13 protein-coding genes are annotated in these 16,124 nt (G+C 45.7%); 8 read left to right on the forward strand and 5 right to left on the reverse strand.

The features are described from left to right. The first annotated feature begins 59 nt into the window (after window positions 1-59). The 4 genes from AC5V8P_RS04375 to AC5V8P_RS04390 all read left to right on the forward strand — a co-directional run bounded on the left by AC5V8P_RS04375 (window position 60) and on the right by AC5V8P_RS04390 (window position 4,974). A complete protein-coding gene (locus AC5V8P_RS04375; protein ID WP_064797260.1) occupies window positions 60-737 on the forward strand; it encodes a response regulator transcription factor in 678 nt (225 codons plus the stop codon). Further along, window positions 734-1,651, forward strand: coding sequence for a sensor histidine kinase (locus AC5V8P_RS04380; RefSeq protein WP_064797330.1), 918 nt, complete (start codon window positions 734-736; stop codon window positions 1,649-1,651). The genes AC5V8P_RS04375 and AC5V8P_RS04380 overlap by 4 nt, the downstream gene beginning before the upstream one ends. A 108-nt stretch (window positions 1,652-1,759) precedes the next feature. After that, window positions 1,760-2,437 (forward strand): ABC transporter ATP-binding protein, encoded by a 678-nt coding sequence (locus AC5V8P_RS04385; protein WP_064797261.1) that lies wholly within the window; start codon window positions 1,760-1,762, stop codon window positions 2,435-2,437. Then, on the forward strand, window positions 2,434-4,974 hold the full coding sequence (locus AC5V8P_RS04390) for an ABC transporter permease (protein WP_064797262.1): 2,541 nt from the start codon (window positions 2,434-2,436) through the stop codon (window positions 4,972-4,974). The genes AC5V8P_RS04385 and AC5V8P_RS04390 overlap by 4 nt, the downstream gene beginning before the upstream one ends. Window positions 4,975-5,085: 111 nt before the next feature. On the opposite strand, the gene AC5V8P_RS04395 is transcribed toward AC5V8P_RS04390, so the two are convergent. Beyond that, entirely contained in the window at window positions 5,086-5,616 is a 531-nt protein-coding gene (locus tag AC5V8P_RS04395; protein WP_064797263.1) for a GNAT family N-acetyltransferase, read from the reverse strand. 249 nt (window positions 5,617-5,865) lie between these two features. Between AC5V8P_RS04395 and AC5V8P_RS04400 the strand changes: the two genes are divergently transcribed. Further along, window positions 5,866-6,840 (forward strand): ring-cleaving dioxygenase, encoded by a 975-nt coding sequence (locus tag AC5V8P_RS04400; RefSeq protein WP_063210302.1) that lies wholly within the window; start codon window positions 5,866-5,868, stop codon window positions 6,838-6,840. Between the two features lie 177 nt (window positions 6,841-7,017). Here AC5V8P_RS04400 and AC5V8P_RS04405 read toward each other — a convergent pair whose 3' ends face one another. The 4 genes from AC5V8P_RS04405 to AC5V8P_RS04420 form a co-directional block, all read right to left on the reverse strand. Beyond that, window positions 7,018-8,715, reverse strand: a complete 1,698-nt coding sequence (locus AC5V8P_RS04405; RefSeq protein WP_063210300.1) for a M3 family oligoendopeptidase — start codon at window positions 8,713-8,715, stop codon at window positions 7,018-7,020. Window positions 8,716-8,952: 237 nt separating this feature from the next. Beyond that, the gene (gene thiD / locus AC5V8P_RS04410) at window positions 8,953-9,762 is read right to left on the reverse strand and encodes a bifunctional hydroxymethylpyrimidine kinase/phosphomethylpyrimidine kinase (RefSeq protein WP_063210298.1); all 810 of its coding nucleotides are present in this window, start codon (window positions 9,760-9,762) and stop codon (window positions 8,953-8,955) included. A gap of 197 nt (window positions 9,763-9,959) precedes the next feature. Beyond that, window positions 9,960-11,366, reverse strand: a complete 1,407-nt coding sequence (locus tag AC5V8P_RS04415) for a hypothetical protein (protein WP_064797264.1) — start codon at window positions 11,364-11,366, stop codon at window positions 9,960-9,962. Between the two features lie 247 nt (window positions 11,367-11,613). Continuing rightward, window positions 11,614-13,521 carry a bifunctional 2',3'-cyclic-nucleotide 2'-phosphodiesterase/3'-nucleotidase gene (locus tag AC5V8P_RS04420; RefSeq protein WP_064797265.1) on the reverse strand — a complete coding sequence of 636 codons (1,908 nt, stop codon included), beginning with the start codon at window positions 13,519-13,521 and terminating at the stop codon, window positions 11,614-11,616. Between the two features lie 254 nt (window positions 13,522-13,775). Between AC5V8P_RS04420 and AC5V8P_RS04425 the strand changes: the two genes are divergently transcribed. The 3 genes from AC5V8P_RS04425 to AC5V8P_RS04435 all read left to right on the forward strand — a co-directional run. Further along, the gene (locus AC5V8P_RS04425) at window positions 13,776-14,744 is read left to right on the forward strand and encodes a phosphate/phosphite/phosphonate ABC transporter substrate-binding protein (protein WP_064797266.1); all 969 of its coding nucleotides are present in this window, start codon (window positions 13,776-13,778) and stop codon (window positions 14,742-14,744) included. Window positions 14,745-14,844: 100 nt separating this feature from the next. Next, window positions 14,845-15,615, forward strand: coding sequence for a phosphonate ABC transporter ATP-binding protein (gene phnC, locus AC5V8P_RS04430; RefSeq protein WP_064797267.1), 771 nt, complete (start codon window positions 14,845-14,847; stop codon window positions 15,613-15,615). Then, on the forward strand, window positions 15,612-16,124 hold a 513-nt coding region (locus tag AC5V8P_RS04435; RefSeq protein WP_495473563.1), incomplete at its 3' end, for a PhnE/PtxC family ABC transporter permease. The genes phnC and AC5V8P_RS04435, both read left to right, overlap by 4 nt.

Here is a 16,124-nt window from a genome sequence, read left to right on the forward strand (position 1 = left end):
GCAATTCTTGGAATTCGGGATTCATTAACTTGATGAATCAAAAAAATAGGAGGCAAATGATGAATCACATACTAATCGTCGAGGATGATATCGCCTTGAGTAACGGTATTATTCTTGCCCTTAAAGAACCTAACAACGTATTTACACAAACGTATGACATTGCTGCTGCAAAAGAGCAATTGAACGTCACTCCCTTTGACCTAGTGATTCTTGATGTAAACTTGCCGGATGGGAATGGACTTGACCTTTTAACCCATATACGCAAAAAAACAATGATTCCCGTCATCGTCCTAACTGCGAATGATATGGAAACAGATATTGTCACTGGTCTTGAACTGGGTGCTGATGACTACATCACCAAGCCTTTCAGTCTGATGGTACTGAGAGCAAGAGTGGGTGTTCAGCTAAAGAAATCCAGATACTCGCTTGCAGACTCTATTCAGCTAGGCGATTTTTCCTTCTCATTTGAGAGGATGGAATTTAATAAGAATGATATACCGATTGAACTAAGTAAAACGGAGCAAAAATTGTTGCGCATCCTAATCAACAATCGAGGAAATACCGTTTCGCGTGATCATTTGATAGATAGCATCTGGACTGACGGAGCTGAGTATGTAGGTGAAAATGCCTTGTCAGTTACGATAAAAAGGTTGCGGGATAAATTGGAGGATCATCCTTCCTCCCCACAATATATTAAAACGGTTTATGGGCTGGGCTACACATGGGCGTTGAAATGACAATACTCCTATATATATGTATTGGAATTACCGTTGTTGCTGTATGCACCGCTGTGGGTGCTACTATGCTTTATCGCAGGAGCATCCATAAAACATTGAAAACCATTGAGAACATGCTGGATGCCGCGATAAATGGCAGTTTCTCGGAGGATGCCTTTGATGAATCCGTTCTTTCTTCTATAGAAGCTAAATTTATGAGATTTCTTTCTATTTCTTCCTTATCTTCCGAAAATTTGCTTGCTGAAAAAAATAAAATAAATGAGCTGATTTCCGATATTTCACACCAAACGAAAACACCATTGGCCAACATCCTGCTTTATTCCCAACTACTTAGCGAATACGAACTATCACAGGATACCTCCACTTGTGTGAAAGCTCTATCTGCACAGGCCGAAAAGCTTAACTTCCTGATCCAGGCATTGTTGAAAACATCGCGGCTTGAAACGGGGATTATCACGGTAGCGCCAAGGCGAGAATCTGTTCATAAGCTCCTTGATGCTGCACTGGAGCAAATAACGCCAAAAGCAGATGCCAAAGGGATTTCAGTTATTAGGGAGGACACCGTTATTCATGCTTATTTTGACCTAAAGTGGACCAGTGAAGCTGTCTATAACATTATGGATAACGCTATAAAATATACAGAGACAGGCGGAAGCATGATTATAAAAGTGATAGCATATGAATTGTTTTGCAGAATTGATATCACTGACAACGGCATAGGGATTGCAGAAGAAGAACAAGGTAAAATCTTTACCCGCTTCTATCGCTCCCCCACCGTTAACACGCAGGAGGGTGTCGGGATTGGACTGTTTTTAGCTAGAGAAATCATCGCTGCGGCGGGTGGTTACATCAAGGTACATTCACACTACGGCTGTGGCTCTACCTTCTCTATTTTTCTTTCTATGGATACTTAATCCTTTCAGTATTGTTAGATTCCAGAAAGATTGTAGAAAGATTAGTGTGTTAGTGTCTGTACTGTAGATGACTACGGTCCAGACATTTTTTTGTGAAGGAGAAAATATATGGCTCTGTTAAAAACACAGGAATTGAAAAAGTACTATGGTAACGGGGATACTGCTGTTCATGCCTTAGATGGCGTAAATCTGGAGGTGGAAAGCGGTGAATTTGTCGCTATCGTCGGTACGTCCGGGAGCGGCAAATCTACCCTTCTCCATATGCTGGGTGGACTTGATCGTCCAACCAGTGGAAACGTTACGATTGACGGCAAGGATATTTTTACATTGAAGGACGAAGAATTGACTATATTTCGCAGACGAAAGATTGGCTTCGTGTTTCAAAATTACAACCTGGTACCTGTTTTAAATGTCTACGAAAATATTGTGCTTCCTATTGAACTGGATGGTAAAGAGCCAGACAAAACCCACATAGATAAAATTGTACATACCTTGGGTCTTGACCAAAAGTTGAATAACCTGCCAAACAATCTTTCCGGTGGACAACAGCAACGTGTAGCTATTGCCAGAGCACTGGCAGCCAAGCCTGCCATTATCTTGGCAGATGAACCCACCGGAAATCTAGACAGTAAAACCAGTCTGGATGTGATGGGATTGATCAAAGTATCCAGCCAGCAATTCCGCCAAACGATAGTGATGATTACGCACAACGAAGAAATTGCGCAAATGGCAGACCGGGGCATCCGAATTGAAGACGGTAAAATGGTCGGCGGTGAAGGTAAATGATCAAAGTAAAGAACAAAAAAGTAATCCGCAAGCTGGCGGATAAGAGTTTCAAAGCAAACAAAGCCCGTAACCTCTTTGCTATCGTTGCCATAGCACTAACCTCATTGCTATTTACAACACTGTTCACTATGGGGATTGGCGCTGGGGAAAGCTTACAACGGGCGACCATGCGTCAGGCAGGTGGAGATGGGCATGCCGTACTTAAATATATAACGGATGACGAATTTAATCATGTCAAGAATCATCCGTTGATCAAGGAAATAGCTTATAACCGTATATTAAGCGACGAAGTTAAAAACGATAAATTTCTAAAACGTCACACAGAGTTCTGGTATTACGATGATGTAGGGATGAAGCTCGGTTTTATTGAGCTTAAAGAGGGGCACAAGCCTGTCGCAGAAAATGAAGTGATCGCAGACTCCAAGACGTTACAGCTATTGGGTGTTCCTTTGGAGGTTGGAGCACCTTTGAGGCTAAAGCTTGACATACGAGGTAAAGAAGTGCAGCGTGATTTTATCCTTTCCGGCTGGTGGAAAAGCGATCCTGTGTTTAACACAGGACAAATATTCGCCTCCAGATCCTATGTCGATGCTCATGCCAAGGAATTACAAAGCACCTATAAAAAAGATCATTTCTATACAGGAACCATTAGTGCATATATGATGTTCGACAATAGCTTTGATTCGCGAGCCAAGCTCAATAAAGTGATTACCGAAAGTGGATATTCGCTTGACGAAGATGCACCGAACTATATCGCGAGTAATGTAAATTGGGCATACATCTCAACCAATTTTAGTCTAGATACAGAGACCATCATAGCGTTAACTTCTGCCCTGTTACTGATAATGTTTACCGGTTATTTGATCATATATAATATATTCCAAATATCAGTGATGCGAGATATCCGTTTCTATGGTCTTTTAAAGACGATTGGTACAAGCGGCAAGCAGATTCGTCGGATCATTCGCAGACAGGCGTTAGTTCTTTCAGGGATAGGAATCCCGGTTGGATTAATAGCAGGTTTTTTTATCGGTAAATCACTCGTGCCTTTTATTATAAATATGAGTGTATATAACGGTACTGAGATATCGGTATCCCCTAACCCTTGGATTTTTGTCGGATCTGCTCTGTTCGCGCTCATTACTGTAATGATCAGCACTTTCAAGCCAGGCAGAATTGCGGCAGCTGTCTCGCCAGTTGAGGCAGTAAGATACACAGACGGAAATACCAAGGGCGGCCGTAAGCTGAAAAAATCCACTGAAGGCGCTAAAATGATCCACATGGCTCGCTCCAACTTGGGGCGCAATAAAAAACGCACCGTGTTGGTAGTCATCAGTCTTTCGTTAAGCCTTGTACTTCTTAACACGGCCTTCACCCTGTCTCAGAGCATTGATATGGATAAGTTTGTATCCAAATTCAATGACACTGACTTTCTCATTGCTCATGCTGAATATTTTCATCGCCCCTATTTTAGCGGCCCTAAAAATGGGACCTCCGAGAGTTTTATTCAGGCTGTACAGACACAGCCCGGCTTTGAAGAGGGCGGTCGCTTGTACGGCGGCAGATTAGTGCTTACTGTCGAGAATGGAAAATACACCAATGAGGACGATGAGACAGATTCTCGCGGCAACTTCATCGCGGCAGTATATGGGCTGGAAGATTTACCACTGCACCGGTTGCGATTACTAGACGGTGAGCTTGATTTTGAGAAGCTGGCTTCCGGTAAGTATATATTGGAAGGGGTAGATTTAGATGACCATGACATCCCCCAGATGGAAAAGGCTCTGTATAAGGTGGGTGAAAAGGTCACGCTTCACAGTTATATGGGAGCAGCAGAAGCTCCGCTGGATAAAGAGTATACTACGCATGCATTCACAGTACTTGGTCATGTTGCAATTAAATATAGTACCAATTCTGATCGCCGTTCAAGTAAGTATAACTTCTATCTTCCGGCGAATATTTACAAGCCGCTTGCGGAGCAGCCTGCTGTGATGAGCTACGCCTTTAATGTATCCCCTGATCAGGAAGATGCCATGGAGAGCTTTTTAAAAAGTTACACCGAAACTACAGAGCCAGTAATGAACTACGCATCCAAGTTTACTTCAATGAATGAGTTTTCAGGTATGCAAAACACCATCATGATGATCGGAGGCACGCTCAGTCTGATTATCGGCCTGATTGGTATCCTCAACTTTGTAAACGCAATTCTGACGAGTATATTGACACGGCGTCAGGAGTTTGCCATGCTGCAAAGTATCGGCATGACCAAAAAGCAATTGCGGGGTATGCTGATCTATGAAGGGCTATATTATGTTCTCGGCACCGCCCTATCCTCCATTTTATTAGGGATCATATTCTCTATTTCAATTGTGAAACCCCTAAGCAGTATGATGTGGTTTTTGAGCTATCACTTTATAATTTGGCCACTTCTAGCCTCATTGCCTTTACTGTTATTGCTTGGGATACTTATTCCAGTAGCAGTCTATTCTATGAACAACAAACAAAGTATTGTAGAGCGACTTCGAGAATCAGAGTAGATACACCTAACAATAAGAAAGCAAAATATCCATGTGCCTCAAAAAAGATGACTTCTGATTCATTCAGAGGTCATCTTTATATGTTTAGAAATATTCTTATTTGCAGAACAACTATCCCCTCCACTCTTCCCGTAAAAGCCCCATTCGGATCGAATCATAATACTCTCCATTATAATATCTGCACTTGCGAAGCCTGGCTTCGAGGGTCATGCCCAGCTTCTCTCCAACTCTCATCATACGGTGATTTCCTGACCAGGTTGTAAAGCCTACTCTTACTAGAGGCAATGTATTAAACAAATGGTCGATCCACAATCGAAGTGCTCTCGTACCATAGCCACCACTCCAATACTGCGAATCAAAGATACCTATCCCCATTTCAAGCCATTGGGAAGGTTGATGCTCCCAATAGTAGCTTACGGTTCCAATGACCTTGCCTTCCACTTCAATGAGCCAAAAGTCATCTTGTTCGACTCGCTTATTCTTCTCTTTTAAATACTCCTCAAAAGTAAGCGTCTTATGTTCATAGTAGGGTGCATCCCATTGCTTCCATTCCGGTGCTTCTTCCTTGTAAGTTAGTGTCCAAAGTGCATATAGGTCTTCTTCTGTAGCAGGCCTAATCGTTAAATCCTTTTCTGTATACATCGAGTCCCTCCTTTTATCATAAAACGCTCATTTCTATGCTGGATTATATGATGCTTTATTCTATCTGCTTTTGCATAATATCGAGTATCTATTTTTCCATCTTTGGAGCCAGCGCATAATTCATGTTGACAAACAATCAAAAATAATATATCTTAATATAAAGATAATAAATATAAAGAAAAGTTTACGACGACGGTTTATTTCGCTTTGAAAAACCTAATCATATAAAAACCAAGGAGGGCAAATAACATGAAATTGTTAGGATTGCATCACGTTTCGGCGATTACAGCAGCAGCGGCTAAAAATGTTGAATTTTATACTCAGGTATTGGGACTTCGGTTGATCAAGAAAACGGTGAACCAGGACGATGTTAGTGTGTATCACCTCTTTTATGGAGATGAGCGCGGAACCGCGGGTACGGAAGTCACTTTCTTTGAAATTCCACATGCTGGACAAACTCGCACAGGGAATAACAGCATTTCGGCGCTCTCCCTACGGGTACCGAACGACAAGGCTCTGGATTACTGGAAAAACCGCTTTGAGCAGTTGGATGTGAAGCATGGTGAAATTATAGATCAGGCAGGACGCTTGGCGCTTTCGTTTGAGGATTTTGAAGGACAACGCTTCTTCCTCGTTTCAGATGAGCATGACAACGGAGTGCGCGGCGGCACGCCTTGGGAGAAAAGCCCTGTCCCTGCCGAATACGGCATTGTGGGACTTGGGCCGGTTCATCTGACGATTCCCAAAGCGGAGAATACCATTCTTATTCTTGAACAAGTGATGGGCTTCCGCAAAAAAGGCTCCTACCCTTCCCCAGTTGCCGGACAACCGGATGTGGTTATCTACGAAACAGGTGAAGGTGGTACGGGAACTGAAGTTCATCTGGAAGAGCGCAACGATCTGCCACAAGAGCGACCAGGACGCGGCAGTGTGCATCACGTCGCTTTCCGTGTTGAAACCGAGGAAGAGCTCAAACAGTGGGTAGACCGTATTGGGCAGCTGCAAATCTCCAACTCTGGTTTTGTAGATCGCTTCTATTTCCGTTCCTTGTACTTCCGTGAGCCAAACGGCATTCTGTTTGAGTTGGCTACCGACGGACCTGGCTTTGACACCGACGAGGAATTGGAGTTTCTGGGCGAATCCCTGTCACTGCCTCCATTCTTGGAGTCGCGCCGTGCTTCGATTGAGGCTAATCTCAAACCCCTCAATACCAAACATGAATAAGGTATATTTGCTCTAAAATAAACACAAAGCCGGGAATTTCTACATCATGTAGAGGTTCCCGGCTTTTTTCGTGCAACTGCTCTGTTTTCATTTCAAAAAGTATCCCATCTACAAGCTCTTCGGCTAGATTGGCTAGATAGGCTAAACAGGCAAGTGAAATCCCATTTTTGGCTGTGCTTACAGCTTTTTATCATCCACGCTGTTCAGCCATGCTTCGATTTCCCCGATCACAGAGGCGATACAGCCATCTTGGAACGGCGAAATCAGTCCAGCCAGCTCAACCAATCCGGTAAAGGATCGGCTTCCCCCGGCACGGCACAGCTTCAAATAATCTTCCCACGCTGCCGCCCGGTCTTCGCCCATACGTTTCCAGAACTGGAATGCACACAATTGTGCCAGTGTATAGTCAATATAATAGAAAGGAGATTGAAAAATATGTCCCTGCTTGTGCCAGAATCCTCCCTGCTCAAGGTACTCGTTGCCTTCATAATTCAGATGCGGTTTATACTTGCGTTCAATGGAGCGCCATGCACTTTTACGTTCAGCTGGAGTCCAGTCCGGGTGTTCATATACAGCATGCTGGAATTCATCTACGGCTACGCCGTAAGGCACGAACAGCAGCGATGAAGATAGATGTTCAAAGTGATATTTGTCCGTATCTTCCTCGAAGAACAGCTTCATCCAAGGCCATGCGAAAAATTCCATACTCATCGAATGGATTTCAGCCGCCTCCATGGTTGGCCAGTGGTATTCAGGAATTTCAAAGTGCCGGCTTTCATAGACCTGGAAGGCATGACCTGCTTCATGCGTCAATACGTCGATATCACCGGACGTACCATTGAAATTGGAGAAGATAAACGGCGTGCCATATTCGCTCAAAAATGTACAGTAGCCTCCGCTTTGCTTGCCCTTTTTGCTGATTAAATCCATCAATCCACGCTCGACCATAAAACTGAAAAATTCATGTGTTTCTGGCGAAAGCTCCTCATACATACGCGCTCCATGACGAAGAATCCAATCCGGGTCGCCTTTTGGCGTAGGATTGCCTGACAAGAAGTTGAAGCCCTCGTCGTAATAGCGAAGCTGATCTACTCCGATCCGCTCGCGTTGGCGCTCTTTCAGCTTGGTTGCCAGAGGAACGATGTGCTTCAGCACCTGCTCGCGGAAATTGGCTACCATCTCTGCATTGTAATCTGTACGTCCCAAGCGGGCGTAGCCCAATTCCACGAAGTTGTCATAGCCCAGCTTATGCGCCATGCGCGTGCGTACCTTCACCAATTCATCATAGATCCGGTCCAGCTCGTCCTCATGCTCACTCATAAATTGATATTTGGCCTCAGAGGCCTGTTTACGCGTCTCGCGGTTGGTTGCCATTTCAAAAGGCAGGAGCTGAGACAATGTGCGTTCTTCCCCCTCAAACGGGATTTTCGCTGAGGCAATCAATTGAGCATATTCCGAAGTCAGCTTATTTTCCTGCTGCAAATCCTCAATGATATCCGGGTGGAATGACTTGAGCGCCACCTCGGCAATACTGAAAAGCTGGCTCCCCCATTGGCTCTCCAACTCAGCTCTAAATGGAGACTCCACCAACGCCCGGTAATAATCGGTTACATACTCCTGGATAACCGGCATGAAATCATCAGCGTACTCTTGCTCCGCTTTGTAAAACGCATCTTCTGTATCAATGGAGTGCCGAATTTCCACCAATTGCAGTTGCGTATCCACGTTACTGCGCAGCTTGTTAATCGCATGAATAACTTCATTTTGACGTTCTACATTGTCCGCTTCACGAAACTGCTGCAACAGCGTTTTAAACCGCTGTTCAATTTCAGGTTGCACTGGTCGGATATAAGCCATTTCGCTGAATAATGTCATTGCTCCGTTTCCCCCTTTAATGTAATAAATCTGATGCCTATTATACAGTACGATTAGACCAAACTGGAAGCTGGAATGCCAAAATAATACAACCTTAAAAGCCGCAATACCATGTATTGCGGCTTTTAAGCCTCATCTAACTCTATATATCAAAAAGTCACTGTCTAAAACAATCTAATATATATCCAGTCTAATGGAGATTTATAAGTATCTCTAGGATCGCAGACCCTCGTACCTTTATTGATTTTGCATACGGTGTGCCACATGCAGGGTCGGACCAACAAATTCATTAAGCTTGAAGCTACCTTCAATGGCCTGTGTAATGAATTTCTTGGCTTGATCCACCGCCTCGCGTACAGTCAGTCCTTGTGCCAAGCCAGCCGTTACCGCAGCCGAAGTGGTACAGCCTGCACCGTGAGTAAAGTTGGTTTGTACAACATCCGCTTCAAACCAGTCAAAAGTAATTCCGTCATACAGCAGATCCATCGCCTTACCAGCGCGAATTTTGCCACGATCCTTGATCAGCACGTGCTTGGCACCACGTTCGTGGATAATGGCAGCCGCTTCCTGCATCTGCTCTAGCGTCGTAATAGGTCCACTTTTCGCCAGTTGTGAAGCCTCGAACAAGTTCGGTGTTACCAGGTCAGCGCCGGGAATCAACAATTCCAGCATCGCCTCTGTATTTTCCGGCTGAAGCACTTCATCTGTGCCTTTGCAAACCATAACCGGGTCAATCACAATCCGTTTCAGATCATGCTTTTTCAAATGGCTGGCAACCAGTTCGATGATATCTACGGAACCCAGCATACCGGTCTTCATCGCATCAAAACCGATACCTTCCAATATAGTACGCAACTGCGCCTCAACCACGTCCAATGCAACAGGATATACAAGATGGTCCCAGGTTTTAGGTTCCATCGCCACTACAGTAGTTAATACAGTCATGCCGTATACGCCAAGCTCCTGAAAGGTTTTCAGGTCCGCCTGAATACCTGCTCCGCCGCTTGTGTCGGAGCCGGCTATCGTTAGTGTTCTGGGAATCGTCATTAGTACATGCTCTCCTTCACTTTCTGTGCTGCATTTATCCTAATCCTGCATACGAAACTTGTCAACGCGCAAAACGATGCTTTCTATGCAAAAAGTCACAAGAATCAACAACAGCTAAAAAACGAGAATATCCTCCTTTGAAACGGGGACATCCTCGTAAGTACGTGTTAAATGAAGAATTCGAATAAAATTTAGACTTATAAATGCCCACCCGTACTGTGATCATAGGCATGATTTTTTTCATTTGCCCGTACGCCGAGACAAAGACTCTGATACAACTGCTGCTGCCCTGGAGTGGCAAAATTCCGGTGCTGCTCAAATAAAGCCATACAACCAATGATATGTTCGGTATAGCTGTTATCGACAGACAGTTGCAGGCAATGCAGTGTTTGTGCCAAGCCCTCGGGGTAGTCGCCTTTTCGAAAATAATATTCCGCATACACCTTGCAAAAGGAGGCAAAGCGAAATGTATTAAAATGCTTGTGATAATGTGTGTCCCATTGTTCCGGTGCAAGCTCCCAGAAGCTCTTGAGTTGCTGGCTGAATAGCTCCAGCTCGGCGTCCACGAAATAACCAAACCGATTTGCCGATTCGAGCAGCGTATTCAAGCCTTCCAGTGTCTCATCCGGATGCTCGCGCAGGTAAGTAATATATTCATAGATTGCAGAAGTGTTGCCCATTTTGATCTCAATACAAAGTCGGCTGCCCTGTGCATATACACGATGCAGGTTGACCACTTTCCAGCCTTCTTCGTCCAACCCTTCAAACCAGCTCAAATCTGCATAACCTTCAATCCATTGCTTGGATTCCTCATATCTACCCTGAAGCTCATAGCAGCTGGCTTTGAGCAGATGCCCCTGAGCATAGTAATAAACGAGCGGCTTAAGCAGTTCCAGGTGCTCATCTCCAAAGCGGTTCCGATTGCGATACAATGCCTGCGCCAGCTCTCTCAGCTCGTCCGCATACATTTCCATCTCGGCCCATTGCATTTTTAAAGCAAACACTTGGGCTAGCATATGTAAGCCTTCCAGTGCATAAATTTCCGGTAGACGACTACGGTACAAATGGAATTGTACAGCAGCCTTCAAGTTCCGTTGGTTATCCTTAATCTGAATCTGGAATATACGGAAATAGCTGATCGCCAATCGTTCAGAATGGGTATACTTCTCACTCTCGATGACACAATCATACAAAAGCATGGAGGCTTTATGTCGGCCATCCTCAAACATCGCTTCTGCGGTCTCAAAAATGGCTGGAATATTCGACAAATCGTCCATTAAGTAGCCAAGTACTCTGCGTATACAATCCAGCTTGTTCAACTCTGAGCAACGAAGAAGAAACGGACGCAACCTCCTCCAGTGTGGCAAGGAATGAATAAAACACTCATCTACATACATTTCGAACAAAGATCCTTCTTCCAATCCCATCGCCTCAGTGATCAGATCAAGCTGATTCACTGAAATAGGGCGTGGCGGGTTTCGGTTAAGTATACCGCTAAGTGTACCCGGATTTACTTTAGAAGCATCTGCAAAACATTGCATCGAAATGCCTTCACTTTGAATATACTTTTCTATTTCTGCGCGGATCGTGGTGTTTTTTTCCAAAGGGACACCCCCTCAAACGAATGATGGTGACTTTTTCATTACCTTTTAAACCAAAATTTGTTTAATCAAAGTATATGTCTATTTATACGAGAGGTCAATAACTTTAAAACGCGACTCAGGACATATAAAATCACGAGTTTCGTACGATTTCAAATCCGTTTTATGAAAAAAGACCGCCCTCTGAAAGACAGTCTATTTCTATTATTTTGATGCTGTGGACTTAGGGATAATAACTTGCAGGACATTTTTAGAAGCGCCGAAAATCAAGAGCAAACTTGGCGTATCCATCTGCCGTCAGCCCTTCATAAAGCAACTCAGAATAAGCATGGGCTACATTCATTGCTTGCGATGAAGTTAGGAACGTCACATGTGGACGTCCCGGCCATGGAGCGAGGGACCAGTGACCATCAGCCTTTGGCGTCAATGTCTTCATATGCCGCACATACTCGGTCAGTACATGTCGGTTCTCATCCGGTGAAGCCAGCACAACTCGCTCCCCACCCGGATTAACCAGCGCAGAGGAGAACGCACGATAGTTGTTCGTTACGACCAGATAACTCCGCTGCATATCCATCGGTTTCCCTTCAAAAGACATATGAATGATTCTGTGCGCATTTGGGTCCTTTAATTCTCCGGCAGCATCATATCTGGCCGGCTGTGTTACATCAATCTGGTACTTAATGCCATCGATGATATCAAAATTAAAGCTTGGAAACTCAGAATGAATCAGCTCTTGCTCCACCTCTGCCGAAGGATCAATTTGTCGGAATTGACCGGCAGACCACTCAAGCCACTCCCGAATTTCCGCCCCGCTTAGTCGAACGACATGCAGCGTATTCGGAAAATTGTACAGATCGGCAATATGCTTGATCGCCAGCGTCCCTGCCGGAATATCAGTATAATACGCCGGGCCATATCTGCCGCCTGTTTTAAAAGGAGCTGCCGCCGATAGAACGGGCAGTCCTTCGTATTCGCTCCCTTGTAGCTGCTGTTTCACATACCAAATTTGTGCATCATTTACGAGCTGCACCGAAGCATCATCCATCACCTGGGCAAAAAAGCTGTTCATCGCTACCGTCGTTTTACCTACAGGGGCACGGATATATTCTAGGGTTCCAGCATGTTCCTCTGCTACCGACTGCTGAATCGCAGCATCCGGTTGGACAAGCGCTTCCTTGCGTATCGGGTCATACACCGGACGTGCCTCGGCAGCAGATGCAACTACTTGCCATTTTTCTCCCATAAAGGCCAGATCCAGATCAATGATACCTAGATGATCTCCCCAGAAGCCCGGCTCTACTGCTGGAATACCATGAATGGTGCCCTGTTCAGTATCAACACCTGTCTTACCTGCAAACGAAGCGCCGGGAAATACTTTATGCGCATGACCAAACACAATGGCATCGATCCCTTCCACCCTGCTCAGATGCAGCACCGCATTTTCCATATTGGGGGTTTCGGGAATATCTTCAAAGCCTGCATGGGGCATCGCAATAATGAGATCGGCTCCCGTCGCCTGCATTTCTGGAATAAATCGTCTGGCAGTTTCCAGCATATCTTTGACGATAACTTTCCCTTCCAGCCATGCCTTGTCCCATTGCATAATTTGCGGAGGTACAAAGCCGATGACTCCCACTTTCAGCAGATGTTTGTCGCCTGCGTCATCCTCAACCGTCTTATCCAGCAATAGGTAAGGTGTGAAGAAGTTTTGTTCTTTGTCTCCCGCTATATAAATGTTGGCATTCACGTAAGGAAACTGCGCTCCTCGAAGACAAGTCTGCAAATATTCCAACCCATAGTTAAATTCATGATTACCGATACTGCCTGCCTCGTATCCCAGCAGATTCATTGCTTTATAGGCGGGATGCACCTCACTTGGGTCCTGTTGGAGCCGAAGTACAGCATAATCTCCCATCGGATTCCCCTGAATCACATCTCCATTATCCAGCAGCAGGTGATTGGGCACCTCTGCCCGGGCCTTATGAATCAGACTCGCGGTTTGCGCCAGACCATAATGCTGCGTTTCCTGATCCATATAGTAATCATAATTCCACAAGCTGACATGCAGATCGGTGGTAACCATAATGCGGAATTTCACCTTCACAGCATCTGCATGTTCCCGCCCTGTCTTATCATTAACGTCCAAAATATCCACTCTTGTTCTCTCCCTCAGCTTCGGTCATAGAGCTTGAACAAGTCTAACAGAGCACTGTTAAGAGAATGTTAAAATAAGCAATTCGCTTAAATACAGTCTACGGCCTCTAGCAAATGATAAATTTTACATCATTTTTACCAAAGTCAGGAGTGCTTTTTACCCTACCTGTGGGGCTAGCTGTTAAGATTTGGTTTGTCACTGAATTTACAGGTTTTTTAAATTTTCGTTATTACGATGTTTAGGGGGAAATTATTTTGTTCAAAAAAGCACTGACCTTGTGCATGACCTTCACACTGGCAGCAGGTTTAGCCGCTTGTGGCTCGAATGCAAGCAATAACAACAGCGCCTCCACTCCAGGTACAAATGGCTCTAAAAACGAAAGCACAGCCTATGTTCCTAAAGAGTTAAAGGTACAGTTCGTCCCTTCCCAAAATGCAGATACACTCGAAGCCAAAGCCAAACCGCTCGAAAAGCTGCTGGGGGACAAGCTCGGAATTCCGGTAAAAGTAACCGTATCTCCTGACTATAATACGATTGTGGAAGCCATGTCTTCTAAACAGGTAGATGTAGGATTTCTTCCGCCAAATGCCTATGTACTGGCCCACGATAACCGCAAAGCAGCCGACTTGCTCCTGCAAGCTCAACGCTACGGCATTGAAGATGCCACAGGCAAAGACACGACTGAAAAAGTAAACTTTTATAAAGCCATGATCGTGGTGAAAAAAGATTCTTCGATAAAAAGCCTGGCTGATCTGAAAGGCAAGAAGGTTGGCTGGCAAAATGTAACCTCCTCCGCAGGTTATGTGTACCCCGCAGCAGAACTGAAAAAAGCTGGCGTGGATCCAGACACGGATGTGCAAGGTGTGACAATCAAAGGCCACGACGCTGCTATTTTGTCGCTACTGAACGGTCAGGTTGATGCAGTCGCCGTTTTCCAGGATGCACGTAACACAGTGAAGAAGGAAATCCCGGACGTATTTGAAAAAACACGTGTCATTCATTACACAGCTAAAATTCCAAATGACACTGTCAGCGTACGTTCCGATATGGATCAAACGTGGAGAGATAAAATCGCCCAAGCCTTTATTGACATTGCCAACGATCCTGAAGGCGGCGAAATCATTAAGGAAATTTACACCCATGTAGGTTATGAAAAAGGCGACGATAAGAACTTCGACTCTGTGCGTGAATACGCAGAAGCTGTCGGCCAAGCAGTAAAGTAACAGCTACGAAACAGGCTTTACGAATGACAGGGCAGCACCGTCCATGTATTCATGGCGGTGTTGTTTTCATTCCACCCCATGGGGAGAAAGTTGGGAGCATATGATCGAATTTCGAAACGTATCGAAAACATACCCGAATGGCACCAAAGGGTTGAACAATATTAATTTAACGATCGAGAAGGGAGAAATGATCGTCATTGTCGGCTTATCCGGTGCAGGTAAGTCCACCCTGCTGCGTTCCATTAACCGGCTGCATGACATTACGTCCGGCGACATCGTTGTAGGTGGCAGGTCTGTCACGTCTGCCGGAAGCAGCGAACTGCGGCGCATTCGCCGTGATATCGGCATGATCTTTCAAAGCTTCAATCTGGTTAAGCGTTCGACGGTGCTTCGCAACGTACTTTCCGGCCGCGTCGGCTATCATTCGACGCTGCGGACTATTCTCGGTCTCTTCCCGAAGGAAGATATCGAACTGGCACTAACGGCACTGGAACGCGTGAATATCCGCGAAAAAGCTTACAGCCGGGCCGATGAGCTATCCGGCGGCCAGCAGCAGCGTGTATCCATTGCGCGTGCTCTGGCGCAGGAGGCCACAATCATTCTGGCAGACGAGCCTGTCGCGTCGCTTGATCCGCTGACCACCCGCCAGGTGATGGACGACCTCCAGCGAATCAACCGGGAAATGCAGATTACGACCATTGTCAATCTGCATTTCATTGATCTGGCGCGCGAATATGCTACGCGGATCATCGGATTACGCGCCGGAGAAGTCGTGTTCGACGGCACGCCGGAGGAGGCTACGGATGAAGCCTTCGCAGAGATCTACGGCCGGGCTATCAAGCATGATGAACTGCTAGGAGTGGGATCATGAAGCCTGACTCTACTGCCCAGCCGCTCTCTTCGATACAACCGTCACCATCTGCGGGACCGCCGCAGCCAGGCAAGCCGCCCGCAGGGCCACCTTTGCCAGGACGTTACAAGCGTTACGCCACCTGGATAATTTTTATTGTGGTGCTGGTAGCCTGTTCCATTCATACAGATGCCACGCCTTACCAATTGATCGTTGGCTTACCGGAGATGGGCAAATTGCTGGAGGAAATGTTTCCTCCTGACTGGAGTTACCTGCCTACCATCTGGAATCCGATGCTGGAAACGATCCAGATCGCCATTGTCGGCACGACGCTGGGAGCCATTTTGGCAATCCCTGTCGCGTTGCTGTGCGCCTATAATGTGATGCCGCGCAAGCTGATCTCGCTGCCGATGCGCACAATTCTGAATCTGGTACGGACGATACCTGATTTGCTGTTTGCTTCGATCTTTGTGGCCGTGTTCGGCATCGGACCGTTTGCCGGGATGCTGGCCCTGCTCTTCTTCTCCTTC

The organism is Paenibacillus sp. N119s (assembly GCF_059447605.1).